The organism is 'Santalum album' aster yellows phytoplasma, assembly GCF_018283495.1.
Classification (GTDB): Bacteria; Bacillota_I; Bacilli_A; order Acholeplasmatales; family Acholeplasmataceae; genus Phytoplasma; species Phytoplasma asteris.
Genome location: NZ_JAGVSK010000004.1, coordinates 1 through 25,385 on the forward strand (window position 1 = coordinate 1; position 25,385 = coordinate 25,385).

Consider the following 25,385-nt stretch of genomic DNA (forward strand, 5'->3'; position numbering starts at 1 on the left):
GGTATTTAATATTATTATAATTATTTTTCGTTTATTTAAGGGTAAAAAATAAATTCATTAACTACAAATAAAACATAATTCATAATTATAACCTCAAACTATTTACTTAGTTTGAGGTTTTTATATCTTACAATAATTATTAAAAAACAAACTTATGTTTTACAATCAATTAATAGTTTAAAGAAATGTTTGAAAGAAACCCAAAAACAAGAACAAAAGGAAAAAAGATTAATTGAAATTCAAATTTTTGAATGGTCTAGATTAGTTGGCAGCATTTCTTATTTGTTTGCTCTTTTTTTATTTTATTATGGTATAAATAAAGAATTAGGTTAATTATATAAAATATTTAATATTGTGTGTTTCTTTCCTTTTTTAATATCTAGTTTATTAATAGATTATAGAACTTTTAATATTTTTTTAATATGTTAGTTAATTTTGTTTATAATATAAAGAAAAAAAGAAAAAACCTCACTGATCCCCAAACACTTATAATTAAATATTTTTTAGATATTTTGCTATTTTTATAATTAAAAAATGTTATAATACAAATGTAAAAATCCCTTTTATTTAAAGTGTTAAAAGTTGGTTTTTTATTGGTTGGTCTTTTGACTTTAAAGTATTGTTTTGCGTTTTTCTTTTTGAGTTTTGCAATAATTGAATTTCAACCCATTTAAAAAAACATCCCATTTTTGATTTTTCAAATTATTTTTTCATATTTGTTATTTATTAAAATTGTTTTATAAAAATATTAAAATCTAAAATTTTAAAGAGTTTTGAATCCTTTTGTGACTTTTGTTATTTCTTTATTTTGATACAATAACTAAAATAATTACAAAATTTATCTTTAATTTTTTATTAAAAAGGAGTTTTGAAATGATAGAAAATTATAATTTTACCTCTAAATCTTTGCAATTTGCTAAAGGTTTTAAAGCTTTTATTGCTCGTGGTAATGTCATTAATTTAGCTGTTGCAGTTGTAATAGGACAACTTTTTGCCAAAATTGTAAGTTCTTTGGTAGCAGATATTATTATGCCTCTTTTTTCTTTGTTGTTTAATTATACTGGGGCTTTAAAAGATTTGAAATTGGAAATTAAAGCCAATACTTATCTTGGTTATGGTAATTTTTTGCAAACTATTTTAGAGTTTTTGTTGCTTTCTTTTATTATTTATACTATTTTAACTTTAATATCATGGAAAAATCCTTTGCAAAAGGATAAAGTCGATAAGAATATGTTACTTTTACAACAAAGTCTTGATAAAGAAATTGCTTTATTAGAAGAAATTAAAGATATTTTGAAATCAAATAAGTAATTGCAAGTTAGTATTAACAATAAATATTATTTAGTTGTTATTAAAGCAATTATAAGGGACTATTTTTAATAGTCTTTTTTTATTACGTTTTATTATTTTAATTATATTTTCACCCTTTTTATCCTTATTTTTTACCATTATTAATTGAAAGAAATTGCAACAAAAAAATTAACCATATAAACAAAGGAATTGTGAGTTTAGACTAATGAAAATTATTTGGAAATATTTATTCAAATACAAAATGTTGCTGTTATTAAATTTAATTGCTGTTTTGTTTGTTTGTTGTGGTGAATTGGGAATTCCTTTTATAATTGGTAAATTTATTATTGATTATAATAAAAATCAAATTGATCCTTTCGCACTTTTAGGGCTTTTAGCTTTATGTGCTTGTTGTGGTTTTATAGGAAATCTAATTCTTAATTATTGTGCTTCCAAAGTATCATCCTTGCTTTTTCAAGATTTAAGCGTCGATATTTTTAAAAAAGTACAAACTTTTTCGCCCACTGAGATGAAACAATTAGGGATTTCTTCTATCCTTAACTATACTACTTTGGATGTTTTTCAAGTAATGAATTTCATTTCTGTTTTTTACCGTACTGCTGTTGTGTCTCCCATTATGCTTGTAGTTAGTGTTGTTGCTATTTTTTATGTAGCTTCTTTTTTGCTTTTAGGAATCCTTTTTGTTGCTCCTTTTTTAGTTTTAACCTTATTTATTATTCTTAAAAAATCTTATATTTTATCACAGCAACAACAAAAAAAATTAGATGAATTAAATGTTATTACTCGCGAAAATTTAATTGGGATTAAATCTATTCGTGCTTTTCGCCAAAGTCAATATGAAACTTCTCGTTTTTCTAAAGTAAATCGTAAATATAGTTTTTTTTCTATTAAATTATTTAATTTTATGGTTTCTATTGATCCTATCTTTTATTTGTTTTTAAATTGTTCTATTTTGATTAATGTTGGAGTAGGAGTATATTATTTAACTCAAAGTCATCCTGATTTTACTACGGGAAAACTTCTTTCATGTATTGATTATCAATTTCATGTTTTATTTGCTATTTTAGATTTTTTATTACTCTTTATGATGTTTCCTAAAACTTTGGTATCTGTTAGAAGAATTGAAAATGTTTTAAATATTACCCCTAAAATTAAAAATGTTTGTAAACCTTTAAAACCGCAAATGCCTTTTCAAACTTTGTCTTTTGAAAATGTCACTTTTACTTATCCTGATGCTACACAACCCATGTTAGAAAAGATTAATTTTAGTATGAAACAAGGACAAATTGTAGCTTTTGTAGGTGCTACTGGTTCAGGAAAATCAACCCTAATAGGGCTTATTCCTCGCCTTTATGATGTGTGCGAAGGTGCTATTAAAATTAATGATATTGATATTAAAGAATATGATCTTAATTATTTGCGTAATAAAATTAGTTTTATTTCTCAAAAAAATGTTTTATTTAAAGGAACTATTAGAAGTAATTTAGCTTTTGGCAAACAAAATCCTCAAGAAAATCAAATGACAGAAGCATTGCAACTTGCTCAAGCTTATCAAATTGTACAAAATAAAAATCATAAATTTAATGAAATAGTAAGTGAATTAGGTACTAATTTTTCAGGGGGACAAAAACAAAGGCTTTCTATGGCAAGAGGATTTCTTAAAAAACCTGATATCTATATTTTTGATGATTCTTTTTCAGCTCTTGATTATAAAACTGAATATGAAATTAGAAAAGCTTTTTTTGAAATGAAAGATCAAGCCTTAGTGTTAATTGTTGCTCAAAGACTTACTTCTGTTATTAATGCTGATAAAATTATTGTTTTAGAAGAAGGAAAAATGAAAGCTATAGGAACTCATCAAGAATTAATGAAAAATTGTCTTCTTTATCAAGAAATTGCCAAATCCCAAAATTTAGAGGTTGTTGTATGAAAAGAATTTTGAGATATTTAAAACCTTTTAAAAAACAAATTAATTTAGGGATTTTCTTAATTTTTGTAGCTTGCCTTTTTAATGTTTTTTTGTTTTATTTTGAAGGTAGATTTATTACTGATAAAATTCAAAATTATTATAAAGATAAAAATTCCTTTGCTGTTCCTTTTTTTGGCAATGATATTATGTCTTATATTATCTTTATTTTATGTATTAATTTATTTTTATATTTTGTTGTTGTTATGTGTCGTGTCTTTTTTAATAAAATGTTAATTTCATCTATTCATCAAGGGATGAGAGATTTGCGTCAAGATGTGCAAAAAAAAATTCATCGTTTACCTATTAAATACTTTGATTCTAATACTTTAGGAAATATTATGAGTCGGATGACAAATGATATTGAAGTTATTTCTAATGCCTTGCAACAATCTTTTTCTATTATGTTAGCTGCTTTTTTAATGATTGTAATGATTGTTTGTTTTATGTTTGTTTTACATCTTTTTTTAGGTATTATTGTCTTTATGATGATTCCTTTTTCCTTTTATGCTATTTATAAAGTGTTTACTAAATCACAGAAAATCTTTATTCAAAGGTTTGATGCATCAGGGAATCATCATGGTTTTTTACAAGAAAAATATACTGGATATAAAGAAATTATTTTATATAATCAACAAAATACAGTTATTGAAGAGTTTAGTTATCAAAGTAAGTATTTAGAAAAGTTAGTTTTTAAATCTAATTTTTTGTCTGGATTAACTTCGCCAATTGTATGTTTATTTACTCATTTTACTTTAATTGCAGTTAGTATGATGGGATTTTTTTTGATTGAAGGACATAATATACCTCTTTTTTTAACTAAATTAGGAGTAGGAGTTATTGGAATAGGACTTTTTAGATGTTTTTTACAATTTGTGTGGCGTTTAGGGAATCCCATTATTGAAATAGGTCATATGTCAGTTTTATTACAATCTGCTAATGCTGCTTCTAGAAGAGTATTTGCTTTTTTAAATGAAATTGAAGAAGCTCCTGAAGTGCTCAAACCTCAAGTTATTGCCAATCCTCAAGGAGAAGTTGTTTTTGAAAATGTTTCTTTTGGTTATAATAAAAGAGATATGTTATTAAGGAATATTAATTTTGTTGCCAAGCCAGGACAAACCATAGCTATTGTAGGTCCTACAGGTTCAGGTAAATCTACTTTAATTAATCTTTTAATGCGTTTTTATGATATTAATGCAGGGTCTATTAAAGTTGATGGAGTTGATATTCGCGAGTTAAAGAAAGATCATTTAAGAACTATTTTTGGAATGGTATTACAAGATACTTGGTTTTTTAAAGATACTATTTGGCAAAATATTAAATATGGTAAACAAGATGCAACTGATGAAGAAGTAATACAAGCAGCCAAGCAAGCTCAAGTTAATTATTTTATTAATACTAAGCCTAATGGTTATCAGATGCAAATTAATGAAGAAGCAGATAACTTATCACAAGGAGAAAAACAATTAATTACTATTGCAAGGACTATTTTAAGTAATCCTAAAATATTAATTTTGGATGAGGCTACTTCTAATGTAGATACTAGAATTGAAATTTTGTTACAACAAGCCATTCAAAAGTTAATTCAAAATAAAACTGCTTTTGTTATTGCTCATAGATTGTCTACTATTGTTAATGCTGATAAGATATTAGTGCTTCATAGAGGGGCTATTATTGAACAAGGAACACATCAAGAATTATTAAATTATAAAGGATTTTATTATAAACTATATCAAAGTCAATTTCAAAAATAAGATATAATATTAATATTAAATATAAAGATCAACTATAAAAATAGTTGGTCTTTTCCTTATTTGTAAGTTATTATTTTATTATTTAAAGATTGTTTATTGGTGTTGTTGGTTTTAGGTGATATGTTATAATAAGAATAATCAATTGCGATAATGTATAAAAAAATTATGGGAGATTATATTTGTGTTGTAAACTGGATAATTATTTGATTGATTTATTTTCAAAACTATAAATTATTATAGAGTGAATATTTTGAGATCATAATCGAATTTAAAAAGGAGTAAAAAAATGAAACAAATTAAATCTTCATATATTATATATACTTTTGTTATAATTATTTTTATTCCTTAATAAAAAAAGAATTAATTTCTGATGATTTTATAAAAGGATTAAATGATAAAATTTTTGATTTAGATTATTTAAAAATTTGTTTACCTAATTCAAAAGATATAGAAAATTATGATGAATTATCTACTACTATTAAAATTTATAATGAAAAAGTTAACCAATTAGAAAAACAACATAAATTTAATCAAATTACTGAATCTTATTATAAGAAATGTTATTTAAAATTATGTGTTTTATTTAAGGAAATTTCTAAAAATATTTATAAAGTAAAAAAAAAAGATAATGGTTATGAGACTCGTTTAAAAGGGTTTAATTATTTTATGTTTGAACCTTTGGAACGAATTAAATATTATAAAAAACATTTAAAAGAAAAAAAAGAAGAAAGGTATTTGTCATTAAGTGATGATGATTTGAAATTTGATTATTCTTTAAAAAAGCAATTAAAAGAAAATAAATTGCAAGAAATTAAACCAAAATCAAAAATTTTAAGGCATTATCGAGATTCTTCACAAAATGCTAAGGATAAACTTTTATATAATTTCAAAGATTCTAAAAAAATATCTTTTATTACTTTGACAGCTCCTTATGATGATTTACAAGGTAAAACTATAAAATATACTCATGAACCTGATATTATGGGGCAAGTAAGGAAACGTTTTATTCGTTTAGTGAGAAAAAGTTATTTATCAAATTTATTTCAACAATTCTCTCAAAAAGATTTGGTTTATTCTAAAATGCAAGATTTTCGTTATTTTTGGTCTTTGGAAACTACTAAATTAGGAGTTATTCATTATCATATTATTTTTAATATTGATGTTTTAAATTCTTTTGGTGCATATTCTCGTTATTTGTGTACTGATAAAGATTATGCTTTGTGTTTGAAAAACCGACCTATTAAAGGGAATAAGAGTATTTTTTATGATGATTATTTAATGCATAAAATAGATGAAAAAGGTAATATTAAAATACCTCAAAATTATTACGAGAAAAAGAATGTTAAAGTGCCAAAAATTACTTTGCTTTGGGCTAATGCTTATGCATCTGTTATGAATAAAAATAATATAAAACATTATAAACATTTAAATCCAATTAGTCAAAACGTTCAAATTTTTAGACCATCAAAAAAAAATCTTTTATTTGAAAAAATTGAAATTAGTAAATGTAAAGTTTTTTATAAAGGTACTTTTGATAAAAAAGATTATGTTAATAAAATTGTTTCATATGTTAGTAAATATGTTTCTAAAAATGATAAACAAATTGAATCAAATTCTAATAAAGGAATTGATTTTTATAGTCGTCATTTGTTTGGATTTTCTCGTACATGTTTTTCTTGTCCTCAAAAATCTTTTTTGGCATTATTTCCTTATGATATAATTAAAGAAATAGAATTAAGTTCATTTCCAATTGTTAATTTTAACTTTTCTAATATATTTGAATGGAATATTAAACAAAGAGTTAATGAAAGAAATATTAAAATTCCACATAATTTAACTTTGTTGTTTAAATCTTATATGAATTCAAATCAATTTCAAAATTCTAATTATTTTAGTTTAAATTTATCTAGTATTCAATCAAAAAATTATTTTCTTAATAAGAATTTTAAAAAATATTTTAAATTACAAAAACTTAAATTAAAACTTAAAAAAGATTATGAAAAAAAAGATATTAAAATATTAAATAAAGTTGAATGTCAATATTGGTATAGATATCTTGAAAATAATTATATTCAAAGTTTACAACTTTTTTCTTAATTTAATTTGATTAAATTAGTTTAAATTAAATATTTTTAATTAATTTTGCTGTCCTAATATTGGACGGCTTTTGTTGTTGTAAAAAAATAAATAAAATTATTTATAAATTATAAAAACTTAAAAAAACTTTAAATTATTGAAATTATTGAAATTATTAATGTTATAATATAGGTAATAAGAAAAAGATTTTTTTTAAAAGAAACAATATTTTGAAAAAACTCAGTAATCGCCTACAAAAATCCCTTGATGAAAAAAAATACCCTAAACCAAAGTGAAGTTTATGCTTTAGATGAAGAAGCTCAAACAGAAACAAAAGGAAAAGGTAAGCCAGAAAAAGAAAAACAAGCTGTTGAAAATGAAAAAGAACAAAATGAAAAAGATCAAAATACAAAAGAACAATCTACTAAATCAACTAAATAAAAAGTAAAAAGATAAAGAGCTCTTTTGGGAGCTCTTTTTTTTATTTTAATTGTTATCTTTTTTGCCTTTTTTCTCTAACTCCAAAATCAAATCTCTTAATGTAGCTGCTTTTTCAAAATCAAGGGTTTTGGCAGCTTCTTTCATCATTTTTTGTAAACGTTTAATTTCTTTATTTTTAGCTGTAATATTTGTATGTGTTTGCAACTTTTTTTGTCTCTTAACTTTACCATTTTCATTTTCATTTTGGGCACTTTCTTTTTGTTTGATTGAAATTGTTTCTAAAATAGTTTTTTTAAGAGCAGTTGGTGTTACTTTCATTGTTTCGTTGTATTGTTGTTGGATTTTTCTTCTACGATAAGTTTCTTCAATAGCAATTTGCATAGCAGGAGAAATAAAATCAGCATACATAATAGCTTTGCCTGTAATGTTTCTAGCTGCTCTTCCAATAGTTTGGATAAGGCTTCTTTCGTTTCTTAAAAAACCTTGTTTGTCAGCATCCAAAATAGCTACTAAAGCTACTTCAGGTAAGTCAAGTCCTTCCCTCAAAAGATTAACTCCCACCAAACAATCGTATTTTCCCAACCTTAGATCTTTTAAAATTTCAAGTCTTTGTAAAGATTTAATTTCACTGTGTAAATAAGCTACTTTGATGCCTAAATTTTTTAAATAAGCAGTTAGGTCCTCACTCATATTAATAGTTAAAGTAGTTATCAAAATTCTTTGATTATTTTTAGTTTGGTGTTTAATTTCAAAGTAAAGGTCATCCATTTGGTTGTGGGTTGGTCTTATTTCAATTTCTGGATCAAGGACAAAAGTAGGTCTTATAATTTGTTCTACAGTGGGGATTTTTTTAGTTAATTCATAGTTGCCAGGAGTAGCCGAAAGATAGATAACTTTATTCATTTTGGCTTGGAATTCATGGAATTTTAAAGGTCTGTTATCAAGGGCACTTGGTAGTCTGAAACCGAAATTTACTAAGTTGGTTTTACGAGAAAAATCACCAAAATACATTCCTTTAATTTGGGGAATAGTTACATGAGATTCGTCAATAATGGTTAAAAATTCATTTCCAAAAAAATCAATTAAAGTTGATGGTGCCTCGCCTTTTTCTTTGAGTGCTAAATGTCTTGAATAATTTTCAAAACCATTGCAATTGCCTATTTGTTCTAACATTTCTAAATCATGTAAAGTGCGCATTTTAATTTTTTGGGCTGCTAAAAGTTGGTTAGTTTTTTCAAAATGATTAATTTGTTCCTTTAATTCTTGGCGAATTCTTTTGATACTTTCTTGTAATTTTTGGGTATTTGTAGCATATAGACTAGCAGGAAAAAGAGTAATTAATTTAAGATTCGTAATTGCTTTGCCATTTAAAACATCAAAATTTTGAATATTTTCAATTTCATTGCCAAAAAAAATAATGCGGATACCAATTTCTTTGCTAGATGAGGCAATAATTTCTATAATGTCACCTCTTACTCGAAAAGTTCCTCTTTGAAAATTAATTTCATTTCTTTGATATTTTAATTCTATTAATTTGTTGATTAATGCTTGCCTTTCGTACTTATCTCCAATTTGTAAATGTAGTGTTAATTTTTGATAATCTTTAAGGTCGCCTACTCCATAAATGCACGAAACCGAAGCAACTACAATTACATCATCGCGGTTAAGTAATGAACCTGCGGCACTATGACGCAACTGATCAATTTCATCGTTGATTTTGGAGTCTTTTTCAATGTAAGTGTCGCTTGATGCTACATATGCTTCTGGTTGGTAGTAATCATAATAAGAAATAAAATATTCTACGCGATTGTTGGGGAACATGGCTTTTAATTCGTTGTAGAGTTGTCCTGCTAATGTTTTGTTGTGAGCAATAACCAAAGTTTTTTGTTGTAAATGTTGAATAATATTTGCAATGGTAAAAGTTTTTCCAGTGCCAGTAGCTCCCAAAAGAATTTGTTCTTGTAAACCTTGTTTAAAATTATTAACCAATTTTTGAATTGCTTGGGGTTGGTCGCCACTTGGTTTTAAAGAACTTTGCAATTTAAATAAATTTGTTAAACTCATTTGTTGCTCCTTGCGTTTGTTTTTTTATTTTGGTGATTTTTTGGTTTTTAATTTCAAAATATTTAGATGGTTGTTTTTCTGTGTTCCAAAATTTTTGTCCATGTTTTTATAAATATTTTTAATAAATGTCTATTTACCCACTTTTATAAACTCTTTTTAATTAACAAAAACAACTTTTGATTAATTCCTATTTTTTGAAAATCTTGCAAAGTGGATTTTTTGATGGCTTCTAAATTTTCAAAATGATTTAAGATGGCTTTTTTTCTAACAGCGCCAACTCCTTTTATATTTGATAAAGTAGTTTTATAATCTAGTTTGTTTTTGATTTTGCGGTGAAAAGCAACAGTGAAACGATGGACTTCTTCGCTTAAACTTTTTAAAAAATAAAATAAATTAGGGTTTTGTTCCAACATTAATTTTTCTTGCAAAGTTACAAGATGAGTTAATTGATGTTTGTTATTTTTTTGCAATGCTCCTAAAGGAATTTCATAGCCTAGTTTCTTTAAAGTTTTTTGGCTTTGTCTTAACTGTCCTAAACTGCCATCAACCAAAATTAAATCTGGTGAATCATTTTTAACTTCCTTGTATTTGTTATAACAACGTGTAAGTGTTTCTTCAAAATCTTGATATTCGTTAGGAAATTTTCCTTTAATGTGAAAAGTTCGATAAAGTTTTTTGTCAAATTCAAAATGATTAAATACAATTCTTGCTGCCACAAAGGCTTGTCCAAATAGTTGAGAATTATCAAAAACATCAATTCTTTTAATATTTTTATTAAAAATAATTGCCAATTTGTCTAAGGATTCTTGGATTTTTTGGTCTTTGGATTGATAGATTAAATTATTGTTAGTTAAATCATTTTGGGAGTTTTTTAAGGCTAGCAAATAAAGTTTCTTTTTGTCTCCTTTATGAGCAATATTTACTTTGGTTTGCAAGATTTGTTCCAATAAAGTTTGGTTAGCTATCATTTGTTGCAAAATAGTTTCATCTTGGCTTTTGCCTGTAATAATTATGTCTGGTTTAAGGTTTTTTTGATAATAACAATTAAGATAAGTTAAAATGTTTTCCCACACAAAGCCCACATATGAAAAAACGCTATGATAAGAATCAACGATATTTCCTTAGCGCATTTTTAAAATTTGAATTGATATTTGGTCTTGATTAAATGCATAGGCAAAAATATCGCAATTTTTGAGTTTTTGATTGCTGATAAGTTGTTTTTTGGTAGTCTGTTTGATTGAATAGATAATATCTCGATATTCTTGGGCTTTTTCATAAAACATTTTTTCGCTAGCTGTTTGCATTAAATGGTGTAATTTTTTTAAAATATCTTTGATATTTCCTTTTAAAAATTTAGTAATTGCCTCAATGTTGGGTTTATAATTAATTGTTTTTCCTGCGCAAGCACCGAGGCATTGATTGATGTGAAAATGAAGACACGGTTTTTTTGATGCTAACGGACATCTTCTTAAAGGATACAAAAGATGCAACAATTTTAAGGTTTCTTTGGTGTTTTTAAGATTGGGATAAGGACCAAAAATTATTTTTCCTGGAGGAATTTGTTTGAATCGCGAAATTTTTAATTGTGGGTGCTTTTCTTTAGTAATTTCAATATAAGGGTAAGTTTTGTCATCCAAAAGTTTGAAATTATATTTAGGAGTGTGTTTTTTGATTAAGTTAGCTTCCAAAATTAAGGCTTCTTGTTCGTTGTTAGTAATAATGTAGAAAAAATCTTGGGTTTCTTCAATTAGCATCGTTGTTTTTAAGTTGTTGCTTTTGGTAAAATAACTTTGGACGCGTTTTTTTAAATTTTTGGCTTTGCCAACATAAATGATGGTATCATTTTTGTTTTGGAAAAGATAACAACCAGGATTGGGCGGTAAAGTTTTTATTTTTTCTAAAAGAATTGACATTTTAAATTGCTTCCGTTTATTGAATTGTTTTTTTGATTTTTTACCCAATTTAAGGGTGGTTTTATTTTCTGGTTTGGTTTTGGCGTTTTTTTATTTTGCTTATTTTTATTTTGCTTATTTTTTTATTTATTTTTCGTTTGTTTTCATTAACTTTATTATATCAAAATTACCATTCTTTTTTTGAAATGATTAAAAAAAATTGAAGTATTTTTGATAATAAACTGATTTTTTCCAAACTAAAATAATAATTCATAAATAAATTGTAAAATAAGTTTATTTTTGATTTAGAATAGAAGTATAGTTTTAGATTATAAAATAGTAAAATGAAAAAATCAAAACTAAAAGACTTTAAAAACAACCAAATAAAGGAGATGAGGTGTTCCAAAATGAATATACCCACCAAACCCAAAAGTATTCTTTCTATCCAATCTCATGTAGTATATGGCTATGTTGGAAATAAAGCAGCAGTTTATCCTTTGCAAAATATGAATTTCGATGTTTGGCCTATCAATACAGTTCAATTTTCCAATCATACAGGTTATCAAAAGTGGCAAGGACAAATTTTTAACAAACAAAATATAGTTGATTTGGTAGAAGGTCTTTTTGCTCTTGGAGTAGAAAAACAGTGTCAAGCTATTTTAACAGGATATATGGGATCTTTAGATATTTGCGAAGCTGTTTTGGAAATTGTTGCAAGATTTAAACGAACGAACCCTGATATTTTATATTTATGTGATCCTGTAATGGGCAATAACAGATGTTTTGTTAAGCCTGAAATAACTTCTTTTTTTAAAAATAATTTGCAAGCAGATATTATTACTCCTAATCAATTTGAAGCTGAATTTTTGTCTGGTATTAAAATAAATAATGTCTCGGATGCTATTAAAGTAGCAAATCATTTCCATAATTTAGGAGTTAAAATTGTAATTATTACAGGTATTAATTTTCAAGATGAAAAATATTTTCAAGTGTTTGCATCAAATGCTACAAAAAAATATTTGGTGCAGGCTCACAACAAAGAAAAAAACATTGATATTTCAGGTACAGGAGATTTATTTGCTAGTCTTTTTCTGGGTTTTTATTTGAAATATGAAAGAAATATTAAAAATGCTTTGGCTCATGCTGTTTTTTATCTTAATAAAGTTGTTCTAAATACTTTGTTATCACAGCAAAAAGAATTGCAATGTTTATCTGTTTTATATAAACAAGTTAATTTAGCAAAATTGCCTCAAGTCATGGAAATTAACGATTAAATTATTGATTAAAAAAATGCCTTTTTAATAAAAAAGACCAACTTTTTAAGTCAGTCATAATGTTATTTTTGGAAATATTTTATTTTTTTAGTATTTGAACGCAGTTATTTTTTACAACTTCAACTACATCCAAAAAGTAAAATCTTTACAATCCATTCGAAAAGCTTTATTTTTGGGTTTTTCTTTTGATTTCCCAATAGCAACTAATAATACAGGCAAATATCGAACATCAATATTTAACCCTTCATTGATTTTTTTTGCGTTAAAACCTCCCATAGGGCAAACATCATAATCATATTTTTTAGCAGCTAACATCAATTGCAACGCTCCGATGCCACCTTCTAAAAATAACTCATTTTGCAGTTTTACTTGGGAAATTTGTTTGTAATAATCATCAATTTTTGTAATTACTTGTAATTTGGTTGCATCAGATATTTGTTTTTGTAAAACTTCTTGTTGATAAATTTTTTCAGCTAAGGCACTTTTTTGAGCATCGCAACACAACAAAATCATAGCAGAACAAGTTTCTAATTGAGTTTTGTTGCCATATAAAAAAGGAGCTATTTTTTGTTTGCTCTTTTCGCCTTTAAAAACAAAAAAACGCCATGGTTGCAAATTAAAAGCAGAGGGCGCTTGGAAAACTGTAGCCAAAATTGCTTCTAAAATATCATTTGGTATTTCATGATTGGCGCAAAATTGGCGCACACTTTTAATTTTTAAAAAATCCATAAAAAGCTCCTAAGATTTTGTTAATTTCAACTTGATTATTATATTTAGTTAAAATAATTTTAATATTGCATCGTTTTAAAATTTTTTAAGTTAGTATTTGTAATTTTGGAAAGACAACAATTTAAACAGCAAAAAATTATTTTTTCAAAGTTTGCATTTGTGTTTCTTATTTTGTTTTCAAAAAACTCCTATAATCCAAATTATCCAAATATATTATAACATTTTTTATTATTAAAATACTAACTGTTTCATTTATTTAGACAACTTAATATTTTAATATAACATTTAAATCAACTTAACTGAAACGCTCCAATAATTTGCCCCCAGCAAAGAATGAATAATTTTAGTCTCAAACTGTTTATGCAGTTTGGGGTTTTTTTGTTTATCTGACAATTTTATTTAATTTTGACAATCAAAAACCTCATTATATTAAAAGAAAAGTAAGGTTTGTGGTAAAATTATATAGTAAATTATTTAATTTTATAAACGCATAATTATTAAATTTTTTATGAAACAAAAAAACTAAATTAACAACAAACACAACTAATAATTACAACAATAATCACAACTTAACAATTCATTAAATAAATGATAAAGTTTTGAAACAATAAATGAAATGAAGGTGCAAAATGGAAAACTTATCGTTTTTATTCTTATTCTTGTTTTTTTATATTTTGGGGTCAATTCCTACAGGCTTAGTTATTGGCAAATTGGTGCAACAAAAAGATTTACGCAACACAGGTTCTGGAAATATTGGAGCAACTAATGCTTTGAGAGTTTTGGGGAAAAAATGGGGAATATTAGTATTTTTGTTAGATTTTTGCAAAGGATTTGTGCCTCTTACAATTTGTTTGCATTTCTCAAAATTTTGGCTAACAGAACCATCCACAAAAACTTTTTTACAACCAAACCCCACAATAAAAATCTCCCTTTTGGCAATATCTCCTATTTTAGGACACATGTTTTCTTTATTCAATAAATTCAAAGGCGGCAAGGCAATTACAACTTCGGTAGGTATTATCACTGCTTTTAATCCTTTGATTGGTATTTCTGGTATCATTTTTTTTGCTATTTTTTTAAGACTTTTTGGTTATGCTTCGTTAGCTTCAATTATTGCAAGCACTTTAGTTAATGTTTTTTTATGGCTAAATTATTTGTATTGTGGCAATTTTGGAAATTTGGGACCAATTAAAAACCAGATTCCAAAAACAGAATTATTTTACTTTTCGATCAATTTTGCTACCTTAATTATTATAGCTAAACATTATTCTAATATTTTGCGCCTTATTAATGGAACAGAAAATAAATTTAATTTCAAAAAAGAAAAATAAGCAGCATCAACACAAAATATTTTAAAAAAACAAACACCAAAACCAAAACCTAAAAAAATCAAACCTAAACTCAAAAATCCTAAATCAAAAACTCTCAACCCCAAAAACATTTTTATTTATAAAAAAGGTGCAAAGCAATGCAAAATTTTGATCTAATTAAACAAAAAATTAAATCCTTGGTAAAACAACTCACCAAAGCCAATTACCAATACTATAATCTAAGCAATCCCGATCTAAGCGACCAACAATACGATTCTTTACTCAAAGAACTAATCAATTTAGAAACCCGCTATCCCCAGTTCAAACTTCCTTATAGCCCCACTTTAAAAATTGGTGGTTTTGTAGAAAAAAAATTTAGTACCATTAAGCACAAAACTCCAATGATGTCTTTGGGAAATGTTTTTAATCTTGAAGAACTCAAAGCTTTTTATGACCGTATTGTCAAAAAAATTCCTACTTTTTCTTTGTTAACTGAATTAAAAATTGACGGCGTAGCGATAAGTTTAAAATATCAAAAAGGCATTTTAGTGCAAGCTTTAACAAGAGGAAATGGCATTTGGGGAGAAGACATTACCAAAAATGCCCAGACCATTAAAACCATTCCTTTAAGATTAAAAGAAGATCTCGATTTAGAAGTTAGGGGAGAAATTTATTTATCCCATCCCGCTTTTGAAAAACTCAACGCCCAAAGAAAACAAGAAAACAAACCCCTTTTTTCCAATCCCAGAAATGCTGCTTCAGGAACTTTAAGACAACTTAATTCAGCAATTGTGGCTCAAAGAAATTTGTCTATTTTTGTCTATGGCATTTCAGCTCCTTATTTGACTAAACCTACCCAAAAAGAGACTTTGGATTTTTTAACTGCTTTAGGATTTACCACAAATCCCCATTATTATTGCGTCTCTAATTTTGAAAATTTGCTTAGTGTAATTGAAAAATACAAAACCATTAAGGAACAACTTACCTACGATACTGATGGAATTGTCATTAAAATTAACGAGCTTGCCTTTCATTCTTTAATTGGTTCCACTGCCAAAGCTCCCAGATGGGCAACTGCTTACAAATTTGCAACTATTACAAGCCAAAGCATAGTGCAAAACATCATTTTTCAAGTGGGACGCACTGGTGTTATAACTCCAGTTTGCAAAATTATGCCTGTTATGGTATATGGAAGTTTGGTCTCAAAAGTGGTTTTACATAATTATGACTACATTTGCAAAAAAGATATCAGAATAAAAGACCATGTCATAGTTCATAAAGCAGGCTCGGTTATTCCTGAAATTTTAGAAGTTATCAAAAGTAAAAGAACTGATTTGCAAAAACCTACTTTAATGATTGAAAAATGTCCTGCTTGTCAAACAATTTTAGAAAAACAACCAGGTGAAGTTGATTATTTTTGCCTCAATCCAAATTGTCGCGAGCAAAAAATCCAAAAACTCATTCATTTTGTATCAAAAAATGCTATGGATATCAACGTTTTAGGAGAACAGACCATCATTGCTTTTTTTGATAAAAACCTAATTGCCAAACCTTCTGACCTTTATTTATTAAAAAAACACAAGCATATTTTGCAAGAAATGCCAGGCTTTGGCGCTAAAAAAATTACTAACATTTTGGATGCTATCGAAGCAAGCAAGCAAAAAGGATTTGAAGATGTTTTATTTGCTTTGGGGATCAAACATATTGGCAAAAAAGTATCTCAAGTTTTGGCAAAACATTTTCAAACTATCGAAAACCTCCAACAAGCCACACCAGAATTAATTACTCAAATAAGAGAAATAGGAATCAAAATTGCCCAAAGCATCCAACAATACTTTTCCAATTCTTGTAATTTAGAAGAGGTTTCCAAACTCAAAACACTAGGAGTTTCTTTTCAAAGCACTAACCCCCAAAATCCAACTACCCAAACTATTTTTACCAACAAAAAAATTGTTTTAACAGGAACTCTCCTAAAATATTCCCGTCTTCAAATCCAACAAATCTTAGAACAAATGGGAGCAATTATAACTAACAGTTTATCTTTACAAACCAATTATTTAATAGTTGGCATCAATTCTGGTTCTAAACTAACCAAAGCCCAAAAACTCCAAATTCCTATTATCGAAGAAAAAGAATTACAACAAATTATAGAAAATAGCCAAATTAAATTATAAAAAATCACCGTTATTTTGCCTAAAACTCCTCACTGAACCCCAAACCCCCAAAACAAATAAAAAAATCCAAGAAGGTGCCAATGTCTTTTAACATTAAAATTAAAGAAGAAATTGCTTGTCAAAAATTCTTACCCATAGAAAATTTTTTTGAATTGACAGCTTTATTACATTTTGGCTGTGAATTAGAAAAAAACCACCAAAAAACTTTATTGTGGTTCCAAACCAAAAGTATCAAAATTGCTAGGCGTTTCCTTATTTTAATCAAAACTTTTTATCCTAATACCAACTCTTTTTTGATGACTAGCAAAGAATATAATTTACCACATTTAAAAAGCATTCATGTAGGAATTGAAAAAGACATTCCCTTAATTTTAGAAAAACATCATTTTTTTACTCAAACTCCAATCGATTTTTTACCTTTGCTCAAAAGCCAAAAAGCCAAAAAAGCATTTTTAAGAGGTATTTTTTTATGCATAGGTTTTGCAAACGACCCCAAAAAAACTAATTATCATCTAGAATTTTTTCACAAAGACCGCCACAAAATTGAATTAATTAAAACTTTGATGCTTCATTTCAGCCTTAACGCCAAACAAATTAATCACAAAAAAGGTTTTTTAGTTTATTTGAAAGAATCTCAAATGATTATTGATTTTTTAAGGTTAATCGGCGCTTTGGAAATAGTTTTTCAATACGAAAAAACAATAATTCAAAAAGACTTAAACCACATTATTAAATCCTCTATTAATTTTGAAATTTCAAATGAAAAAAAAATTCTTACTTCTGCCAATTTACAATTACAACAAATTAATTTGATTGAAAAACACTTTCAAACCCCAAATCTCAAACCCAAAAACACGAACTTAAAAATGAAAAATCCCAAAAATGAAAAATCCCAAAAACAACTTCCCAACCTTGAACCTAAATTATTGCAAATTATGTTATTAAGAAAAGAAAACCCTGATGCAAGTTTACAAGAATTAACTCAAAAATATTACCACAAACACAAGCAACAAATCACTAAATCAGGACTAAATTATTATTTTCAAAAAATCAAAAGACTAGCTTGTGAAATTGAAACTCCCCAAATTTTGGCACCATCTAAGGAAAAAAAATAAATATGGAAAATATCGGCATAGATTTAGTTGAAATTAAAAAAATTAAAAAAATAGGCAAAGACATTTTAGCAGCAAGGATTTTATCCTCAGAAGAACACCAAATTTATCAAATCATTCAAAATCCCCAAAGCCAACTTACCTTTTTAGCAGGAAGGTGGGCTTCTAAAGAAGCTCTTTTTAAAGCTTTTCAAACACCCCAAAAAATCGACCCTACTTGCCAAAACTATTGCAACTGGTCTATTCTTAACGACAAAAACGGCGCTCCTTATGTGAAAAACAACACATGCACCACTTTTTTCAACCCCATTTTAATTTCTATCACTCACACCGATAATTACGCCTTAGCCCTTGTTATTGTAAAAAAGTTGCCACAAAGCACGCCATAATCAAATTCGTTTTATTTTTTTGATTATCCTACAATTTTATTTATTTTGTCAAGTGTTTTTTAGGTATAATTAAAAGTGTATAGCAAAAATAAAATTAAATAAAAAAAACAAAGAAAAAATCCAAAGGAGTTAATAACAAAAATATGAAAGTTATCGTTGTTGGTTGTACTCATGCAGGAACTGCTGCAGTAAAAACAATTAAAAAAAACAATCCCAAAGCTGATGTTGTTGTATATGAAAGAAACGATAATATCTCTTTTCTTTCTTGTGGAATTGCCTTGTATGTTGGAGGAGTTATCAAAGACAGTCTAGGACTTTTTTATTCAAATCCTGATGAACTGGTAAATATGGATGTTTGTACCAAACTTAAACATGAAGTATTAAAACTAGATTTTGACAAAAAAGAAGTTTTAGTTCAAAGTTTAGAAACTGGCAAACAGTTTAAAGACAACTACGATAAATTAGTAATTGCAACTGGTTCTTGGCCTGTTATTCCTCCTATTAAAGGAATTGATTGCAAAAATATTTTAATGTCTAAAAACTTTGATCATGCCAAAGGTATTATTAATTACAGCAAAAACGTTAATAAAATCACAGTAGTAGGCGCTGGCTATATCGGAATTGAGTTAGCTGAAGCATTTGCGGTACAAAAAAAAGAAGTAGTTTTAGTAGACGCAGAAGATAGAATTATGTCTAAATATTTAGACAAAGAATTTACAGATGTAGCTCAAAAAACCTTAACTGACCACGGAGTTACACTAGCATTAGGACAAAAAATAGCAGGATTCGAAACTAAGGACGGCTTAGTGACTCATGTAAAAACTGATAAAAACACCTTTGAGACCGAAATGGTAATTATGTGTATCAGCTTTAAACCCAACACTCAATTATTTGCTCATCATCTCGAAACATCCTTTAATGGTGCTTTAGTTGTTAACGAATATATGCAAACTTCAGACCCTGATGTTTATGCTTGTGGTGATTGTGTTAACGTTTATTACAACCCTACCCAAGAAGTAAAATACATGCCTTTAGCAACTAATGCTATTAGAATGGGAACACTTGTAGGACTTAACATTGAAAAACCTTGCGTAAAATATTTAGGAACTCAAGGAACAAGTGGCATTAAAATTATTGATTTGAGTATTTCTTCAACAGGACTTACTGAAAATGTAGCCAAAGCTTTAGGTAAAAACTATGGTACTGTTACAATCAAAGATGCTAATAGACCTGAATTTATGCCTGATTATGATGCTGTAATGTTAAAGCTTGTTTTTGACAAAGAAACTCGTAAAATTTTGGGAGGACAAATTGTTTCTCGCGTTGATTTAACTGAAAAAATGAATACTTTAAGTGTTTGTATGCAAAACCAAATGACAGTAGAACAACTTGCTTTTGTTGACTTTTTCTTCCAACCCCATTTCAACAAACCTTGGGGATTACTCAATTTAGCAGGACTTAAGGCTTTAGAAGTTAAATCTTAATAACTATTTGTAAACTACCAAATGCGCGACAAAATAAATTAGATAAAAAAACACAAAAGACAAAAACACAACAAAACATTGTTTGTTATAATTACAAACAGTGTTTTTTTATTCCATTTTATCACAATTAACCCCTCATTCCAACACTACCCCCCAAAAAATCTTTTCATTAACCATTAAAGGAGCAAACAAATGAACTTTACTCTACTTTCTCTTCCTTATCAATATGATGCTTTAGAACCTTTTTTTGATACTCAAACTATGCAATTACATCATCTCAAACACCATCAAACATACATTAATAACCTTAATGATGCTCTCAAAAAACACCCTCAACTAAATTTATCTTTGGAACAAATGCTAACTGATTTATCGTTAGTACCACAAGATATTAGACAAACAGTTAGAAATAATGGTGGCGGACATTTTAATCATTCTTTTTTTTGGAACATTCTAAAAGTAAATAATGGCAATACTCCTCAAGGATTATTAAAAGAAATGATTGACTGCGAATTTGGTTCTATAGATTCTTTCAAAGACAAATTTGCTAATGCTGCTAAAACCATTTTTGGAAGCGGTTGGGCTTGGCTTGTATTAACTCCACAACAAAAACTTGCAATTACTTTTACTCCTAATCAAGATGTAGTTCTAAACCAAGGAACTCCTCTTTTGGGTCTAGATGTTTGGGAACATGCTTATTATTTAAGTTATCAAAATCGTAGAGTTGATTATATTGAAGCTTTTTTTAGTGTCTTAGACTGGGAAAAAGTAAAAAATAACCTTACTCAAACATTAAAATAATTTACCATGAAACATCCTCAAAATAAAAAAGAATCACGGTTATTACGAATTGAAATGATGAAATTATTATATCAATATGATTTTTACCAAAATAATTTGACTTTGTCACAAACAAATCCCAATCCCATTTTTACTTTTTTTCAAAAAATCATCACCAAACTTAAATTTATTGATGAAATCATCACAAAAAGTTTATATGATTATAAAATAAATCGCCTTAACAAAGTAGACAAAGCAATCATTCGCTTAGCTACTTATGAATTGTTAGAAACAAACATTTCTCATGCCATTATAATCGACGAGGCAATAGAACTTACCAAACAATTCTGCAATTTAAACGATGAAAAACAACATAAATTCAACAATAAATTATTAGATCAAATATATCAACAATTACAAATGTATAAAAAAACTTATTACCTAATTGAATTGAAAAAATACCCAAATAATAAATAATTTTTTAAAGACTTTTCTAATTGAAAGGTCTTTTTTTATTTTATTTGATAGCATACCTTAAATAATTATGAAAAATTTACAATAATTCTATACCAAAAAAATAAAAACAACAACAATAAAATAATTAACATCTCAGCAAAACAAAACACCAATTTTAGATCGTTTTAAAAAACTTTTAAAATAACAAGTTTAGTAAAAATTCTTTTTTCTTTAGAAAGCATAATTAATGGCTCATTTTTATAATAATTTTTTTGATTTGATAACAGTAGCAAAAAACAAACTTGCCAAATTAAAAAAATATAGATATCCTCCTTAAATCTTTGTAATTACAGAAACATTCAAAAAACTTTAGCTTGAGCAGTTAAAAAAACTACAATAAAATAATTATTTGGTATTCATTTAACCCTATTATTTTATTTTTTATTAAGGAAACAAATATTTTGAATATTAAATTATTTAATCAAAAATATAAATTAGTGCCTTTTTTATGTGTTATTTCATCAATAATATTAGTATTATTGTTATTAATATTAAGTTTACAAAAAAGACATTCAACCTTTAGATCATCAGAAAAAATACAATTAACTAACAACCAAACCCAAAAACCCAATCAACAAAATTTCGTCAAAACTCCCAATTTGACAAAACCAAAAACACAAGAATTACAACAAGGAAAAGAAACACTACCTCTTTATATTCAAACAGTAAATGACAAAAAACATTATCATTTTATAGTGCCTGATAGTGAATTTATGCAAGATGGCACACTTAAAAATTCTGAAACCCATGTTTATATGGAAAATCTAAAACCTACTTTAATGCATAAAATTATCTACAAAATACAACCTCAATATGATGGTTGGGTAGCTTGTTTCCCTTCATTTAATGGACAAGATCTTGCAGGCGCTTTTTTATATAGCGTTATGACAGGAATCAAAACTCCTCCTTTAGATTTAGTAGGGATTTATTTTGAATCTCCTTTTGATAAGTTTGATATTAGTGATTGGAACAAATACACTTTAGATGATATTTTACAAATGAAAAATGAAAGCCAAAATATTTATTTTTTTTGGAGAAGCCCAAAAATGACTAACATTTACAAAAAATATCATTTATTTAAACCAGGTAAGGAAAAATACCATCCTACACTTAACAAACCTATAAGTCCTCAAAATGCCTTAATGCTTACCGAAGAATTTATAGATAAATTCATCCCCAATTCACCTTCAAAAAATTCCAAAGAAACTGAACAATAAATTATTTAGTTAGTTCCAATACTTTTCAAAATATTTAAAACTTGCCATATTTTCAAATTAAAAACAAATTAAGATCGACTTTAAGTTGGTCTTTTTTGCTAATTATTTATTATAATTTTGCTTGCTATACTACTTATTTATTCTTATTTTATAATTTTTTTGTCAAAATAAAAATGTGATTTAATTGGATTTTAACATAATTTATAACTTTAATAACTTTAAAATTACAAAAAAACACTAATTTTGTACTTAGAAACTATTTTTTTGTTATAATAAATTTTGAATTAGATATTAAATAATTTAACTTTACAATGATTTATAATAGTTATTTTAAAAAACTTAAAAAAGAATAAAACAACCTTAACAAACTACCAAACCCAATAACCAAAAAAATAATAACTATAAAATATCATTTCACAATCAAAAACCAATAAAAATCATAAAAATTAATTCTACCAAGCACAAACCACATTAAAACCCACAAAATCAAACTAAAACCAATCAACCAAAATATAAAGGAAATAAACAAAAAATGAACATAGAACAATTAAAAGAAAGGCAAAAACGCATACGTAATTTTTCCATTATCGCCCACATTGACCACGGTAAATCAACTTTGGCCGACCGTATTTTAGAATTTACAGGCACAATTGACAAAAGAATAATGAAAGAACAAATTTTGGATTCCATGGACTTAGAACGCGAGCGCGGAATTACTATTAAATTAAATGCTGTAGAAATTAACTACAAGTCCAAAGATGGCAAAAATTATATTATGCATTTGATTGACACACCGGGACACGTTGATTTTAGTTATGAAGTATCGCGTTCTTTGGCAGCTTGCGAAGGTGCTCTTTTAATTATTGATGCTTCCCAAGGCATTCAAGCCCAAACTCTTGCCAACGTTTATTTAGCTGTTGATAACAATTTAACCCTTATTCCTGTTTTGAATAAAGTGGATTTGCCAAGCGCAGATGTTCCTAAAGTTAAAGAAGAAATTAAAGAAATTTTGGGACTTGACCCTGAACAAGCCTTAATTGCAAGTGGAAAAACAGGGCTTGGAGTCATTGATATTTTGGAACAAATAGTAACTAGAATATCACCTCCTCAAGGAGACATTCAAAAGCCCTTGCAAGCCTTAATTTTTGATTCTTATTTTGATTCTTATAAAGGAGTTGTACCTTCCATTAGAATCGTCAATGGCACAGTTAAAAAAGGCGATCAAATTCGTTTTATGGCAAGTAATAGTGTTTATGAAGTAGTTGAAGTAGGAGTTTATAATCCCAAACAAATTGTAAAAGATTTTTTGGCACCAGGTGATGTAGGTTATCTTACTGCTGCTATTAAAAGTATTAATCATGTAAGAGTTGGAGACACCATTACTTCGCAAACCAATCAAGCTTTGCTACCTTTACCGGGATACAAACAAATGAATTCAGTAGTTTTTTGTGGACTTTATCCTGTCGAAACTAATAAATATAACATCCTTAAAGAAGCTTTGGAAAAACTAAAACTCAACGATTCTTCCTTAATTTTTGAACCTGAAAGTTCTAATGCTTTGGGACTTGGTTTTAGAACTGGGTTTTTGGGACTTTTGCATATGGAAATTATTCAAGAAAGAATTAGTCGCGAATTTGGAGTAGAAGTAATTGCTACTGCTCCTTCTGTTATTTATCATGTTTATTCTATCAAAGGAGAAAAACTTTTAGTTGATAATCCTTCCAAACTTCCATCCACTCAAATGATTGACCGCATTGAAGAACCCTTCATTAAAGCTACTATTATGTGTCCTGAAATCTATATTGGTAAAGTAATGGAGCTTTCCCAAAACAAAAGAGGAGCCCTTCAAAATATTGAATATATTGATAGTCAAAGAGTAATGATTAATTATTTGCTGCCTTTTTCAGAAATTATTTATAGTTATTTTGATAAGTTAAAATCATTAACCAAAGGCTATGCTTCTTTTGATTATGAAATAGATAAATATCGTGTTTCTAAATTACAAAAAATGGATATTTTATTAAATGGAGAAATTGTTGATGCTCTATCTTTAATTGTTCATCATGATTTTGCCTATGAAAGAGGAAAGGCTATTTGTGAGACTTTAAAAGAGTTTATTCCTAAACAAATGTTTGAAATTCCTATTCAAGCAGCTTTGGGTAAAAAAATTATTGCCAGACAAACTATCAAAGCTATGCGTAAAGATGTAACAGCTAAACTTTATGGAGGCGATGTTACTCGTAAAAAGAAATTATTAGAGAAACAAAAAAAAGGTAAAAAGAAAATGAAAACATTAGGAAAAGTGCAATTACCTCAAAAAGCCTTTCTTGCTATTCTTGCTACTAAATAATTATTTGTTTCAAAGATATAAAAGAATATTGAAAAAACTCCTTATAATATATAAGGAGTTTTTGTTTTATTTATTGTTGACATTTATATTTATTTTTATTATTTTTTGGGGGTATTTGTATTATTTTTGGATTGATTATTTTTACCATTAGGAGCAATTTGTGGTTTTGAATATATTTTACTTAAAATTAATTGGCTAAATGTTCTTCCTTTCATACTATCTACACCCATCCAAAAACGAGCAAAAAACAAATGGAAGGGATAAAAGTGCACATATCCAAAAAAATAATTTAACCATAATAAGAAAATTTTTCATTAAAGGGTGTAATGTGGTATTTTGTTTTAAAATACTATCTATATGAAATGAAATAAACCCCGAAGATAACAAAATTACCAAAAAGAAAAGGAAATTAAAAATATTTCTAATTTGAGTTTTCCAAAAATCTATTTGCTTTCTTCCTTGTTTATCTAATTCTAGTTTAAAAATAATAAATTTGATTCTAAACATTTACTTGCCTCTTTTCTTTTTATAATATTATAATGATTT

The 25,385-nt window shown here is 26.9% G+C and carries 20 protein-coding genes; 16 read left to right on the forward strand and 4 right to left on the reverse strand.

The window, feature by feature from the left end; genetic code table 11:
- Window positions 1-189 precede the first annotated feature (189 nt).
- The 6 genes from KE631_RS01195 (at window position 190) to KE631_RS01220 (ending at window position 7,548) form a co-directional block, all read left to right on the forward strand.
- Window positions 190-333 (forward strand): hypothetical protein, encoded by a 144-nt coding sequence (locus KE631_RS01195; RefSeq protein ID WP_172642355.1) that lies wholly within the window; start codon window positions 190-192, stop codon window positions 331-333.
- Window positions 334-873: 540 nt separating this feature from the next.
- Complete coding sequence (mscL, locus tag KE631_RS01200; protein ID WP_212509059.1) at window positions 874-1,311, forward strand: large conductance mechanosensitive channel protein MscL; 438 nt, start codon at window positions 874-876, stop codon at window positions 1,309-1,311.
- 205 nt (window positions 1,312-1,516) lie between these two features.
- On the forward strand, window positions 1,517-3,241 hold the full coding sequence (locus tag KE631_RS01205; RefSeq protein ID WP_212509060.1) for an ABC transporter ATP-binding protein: 1,725 nt from the start codon (window positions 1,517-1,519) through the stop codon (window positions 3,239-3,241).
- Window positions 3,238-5,031 (forward strand): ABC transporter ATP-binding protein, encoded by a 1,794-nt coding sequence (locus tag KE631_RS01210; protein WP_212509061.1) that lies wholly within the window; start codon window positions 3,238-3,240, stop codon window positions 5,029-5,031. The genes KE631_RS01205 and KE631_RS01210 overlap by 4 nt, the downstream gene beginning before the upstream one ends.
- A gap of 666 nt (window positions 5,032-5,697) precedes the next feature.
- Window positions 5,698-7,128: a hypothetical protein gene (locus KE631_RS02560; RefSeq protein WP_249291085.1), complete on the forward strand. Its 1,431-nt coding sequence runs from the start codon at window positions 5,698-5,700 to the stop codon at window positions 7,126-7,128.
- 246 nt (window positions 7,129-7,374) lie between these two features.
- Window positions 7,375-7,548, forward strand: coding sequence for a hypothetical protein (locus KE631_RS01220; protein WP_212509062.1), 174 nt, complete (start codon window positions 7,375-7,377; stop codon window positions 7,546-7,548).
- A 45-nt stretch (window positions 7,549-7,593) separates the two neighbouring features.
- Here KE631_RS01220 and uvrB read toward each other — a convergent pair whose 3' ends face one another.
- From uvrB to uvrC, 3 genes are all read right to left on the reverse strand, one after another.
- Complete coding sequence (gene uvrB / locus KE631_RS01225; protein ID WP_212509063.1) at window positions 7,594-9,612, reverse strand: excinuclease ABC subunit UvrB; 2,019 nt, start codon at window positions 9,610-9,612, stop codon at window positions 7,594-7,596.
- Between the two features lie 143 nt (window positions 9,613-9,755).
- Window positions 9,756-10,694 carry a hypothetical protein gene (locus KE631_RS02565; RefSeq protein ID WP_308507127.1) on the reverse strand — a complete coding sequence of 313 codons (939 nt, stop codon included), beginning with the start codon at window positions 10,692-10,694 and terminating at the stop codon, window positions 9,756-9,758.
- Window positions 10,695-10,733: 39 nt separating this feature from the next.
- Entirely contained in the window at window positions 10,734-11,525 is a 792-nt protein-coding gene (gene uvrC, locus KE631_RS02570; protein ID WP_249291087.1) for an excinuclease ABC subunit UvrC, read from the reverse strand.
- Window positions 11,526-11,911: 386 nt separating this feature from the next.
- Here uvrC and pdxY point away from each other — a divergent pair, with 386 nt between their 5' ends.
- A complete protein-coding gene (gene pdxY, locus KE631_RS01235) occupies window positions 11,912-12,778 on the forward strand; it encodes a pyridoxal kinase (RefSeq protein WP_212509064.1) in 867 nt (288 codons plus the stop codon).
- 123 nt (window positions 12,779-12,901) lie between these two features.
- Here pdxY and KE631_RS01240 read toward each other — a convergent pair whose 3' ends face one another.
- Window positions 12,902-13,507, reverse strand: a complete 606-nt coding sequence (locus KE631_RS01240) for a nitroreductase family protein (protein ID WP_212509065.1) — start codon at window positions 13,505-13,507, stop codon at window positions 12,902-12,904.
- 629 nt (window positions 13,508-14,136) lie between these two features.
- Here KE631_RS01240 and plsY point away from each other — a divergent pair.
- The 9 genes from plsY (at window position 14,137) to lepA (ending at window position 24,839) form a co-directional block, all read left to right on the forward strand.
- Window positions 14,137-14,838 carry a glycerol-3-phosphate 1-O-acyltransferase PlsY gene (gene plsY, locus KE631_RS01245; RefSeq protein ID WP_212509066.1) on the forward strand — a complete coding sequence of 234 codons (702 nt, stop codon included), beginning with the start codon at window positions 14,137-14,139 and terminating at the stop codon, window positions 14,836-14,838.
- 137 nt (window positions 14,839-14,975) lie between these two features.
- Window positions 14,976-16,991 carry an NAD-dependent DNA ligase LigA gene (gene ligA / locus KE631_RS01250; protein WP_212509067.1) on the forward strand — a complete coding sequence of 672 codons (2,016 nt, stop codon included), beginning with the start codon at window positions 14,976-14,978 and terminating at the stop codon, window positions 16,989-16,991.
- A gap of 80 nt (window positions 16,992-17,071) precedes the next feature.
- Complete coding sequence (gene whiA, locus KE631_RS01255) at window positions 17,072-18,106, forward strand: DNA-binding protein WhiA (protein WP_212509068.1); 1,035 nt, start codon at window positions 17,072-17,074, stop codon at window positions 18,104-18,106.
- A gap of 2 nt (window positions 18,107-18,108) precedes the next feature.
- The gene (gene acpS / locus KE631_RS01260; RefSeq protein ID WP_212509069.1) at window positions 18,109-18,492 is read left to right on the forward strand and encodes a holo-ACP synthase; all 384 of its coding nucleotides are present in this window, start codon (window positions 18,109-18,111) and stop codon (window positions 18,490-18,492) included.
- Window positions 18,493-18,635: 143 nt separating this feature from the next.
- Window positions 18,636-19,976, forward strand: a complete 1,341-nt coding sequence (locus KE631_RS01265) for an FAD-dependent oxidoreductase (RefSeq protein ID WP_212509070.1) — start codon at window positions 18,636-18,638, stop codon at window positions 19,974-19,976.
- A 192-nt stretch (window positions 19,977-20,168) separates the two neighbouring features.
- Window positions 20,169-20,777 (forward strand): superoxide dismutase, encoded by a 609-nt coding sequence (locus KE631_RS01270; RefSeq protein WP_212509071.1) that lies wholly within the window; start codon window positions 20,169-20,171, stop codon window positions 20,775-20,777.
- 6 nt (window positions 20,778-20,783) lie between these two features.
- On the forward strand, window positions 20,784-21,233 hold the full coding sequence (locus tag KE631_RS01275) for a transcription antitermination protein NusB (protein ID WP_212509072.1): 450 nt from the start codon (window positions 20,784-20,786) through the stop codon (window positions 21,231-21,233).
- Between the two features lie 440 nt (window positions 21,234-21,673).
- On the forward strand, window positions 21,674-22,489 hold the full coding sequence (locus KE631_RS01280; protein ID WP_212509073.1) for a hypothetical protein: 816 nt from the start codon (window positions 21,674-21,676) through the stop codon (window positions 22,487-22,489).
- A 532-nt stretch (window positions 22,490-23,021) separates the two neighbouring features.
- Entirely contained in the window at window positions 23,022-24,839 is a 1,818-nt protein-coding gene (lepA, locus tag KE631_RS01285; RefSeq protein WP_212509074.1) for a translation elongation factor 4, read from the forward strand.
- Window positions 24,840-25,385 lie beyond the last annotated feature (546 nt).

Coding starts and splice junctions, on each gene's coding strand:
- mscL (WP_212509059.1), top strand. CDS start 874: ATGATAGAAAATTATAATTTTACCTCTAAATCTTTGCAATTTGCTAAA.
- KE631_RS01220 (WP_212509062.1), top strand. CDS start 7,375: ATGAAAAAAAATACCCTAAACCAAAGTGAAGTTTATGCTTTAGATGAA.
- KE631_RS01265 (WP_212509070.1), top strand. CDS start 18,636: ATGAAAGTTATCGTTGTTGGTTGTACTCATGCAGGAACTGCTGCAGTA.
- whiA (WP_212509068.1), top strand. CDS start 17,072: ATGTCTTTTAACATTAAAATTAAAGAAGAAATTGCTTGTCAAAAATTC.
- ligA (WP_212509067.1), top strand. CDS start 14,976: ATGCAAAATTTTGATCTAATTAAACAAAAAATTAAATCCTTGGTAAAA.
- KE631_RS01270 (WP_212509071.1), top strand. CDS start 20,169: ATGAACTTTACTCTACTTTCTCTTCCTTATCAATATGATGCTTTAGAA.
- uvrC (WP_249291087.1), bottom strand. CDS start 11,525: ATGTCAATTCTTTTAGAAAAAATAAAAACTTTACCGCCCAATCCTGGT.
- KE631_RS01240 (WP_212509065.1), bottom strand. CDS start 13,507: ATGGATTTTTTAAAAATTAAAAGTGTGCGCCAATTTTGCGCCAATCAT.
- KE631_RS01205 (WP_212509060.1), top strand. CDS start 1,517: ATGAAAATTATTTGGAAATATTTATTCAAATACAAAATGTTGCTGTTA.
- uvrB (WP_212509063.1), bottom strand. CDS start 9,612: ATGAGTTTAACAAATTTATTTAAATTGCAAAGTTCTTTAAAACCAAGT.
- KE631_RS01275 (WP_212509072.1), top strand. CDS start 20,784: ATGAAACATCCTCAAAATAAAAAAGAATCACGGTTATTACGAATTGAA.
- pdxY (WP_212509064.1), top strand. CDS start 11,912: ATGAATATACCCACCAAACCCAAAAGTATTCTTTCTATCCAATCTCAT.
- KE631_RS01210 (WP_212509061.1), top strand. CDS start 3,238: ATGAAAAGAATTTTGAGATATTTAAAACCTTTTAAAAAACAAATTAAT.
- acpS (WP_212509069.1), top strand. CDS start 18,109: ATGGAAAATATCGGCATAGATTTAGTTGAAATTAAAAAAATTAAAAAA.
- plsY (WP_212509066.1), top strand. CDS start 14,137: ATGGAAAACTTATCGTTTTTATTCTTATTCTTGTTTTTTTATATTTTG.
- lepA (WP_212509074.1), top strand. CDS start 23,022: ATGAACATAGAACAATTAAAAGAAAGGCAAAAACGCATACGTAATTTT.
- KE631_RS02560 (WP_249291085.1), top strand. CDS start 5,698: ATGTTTGAACCTTTGGAACGAATTAAATATTATAAAAAACATTTAAAA.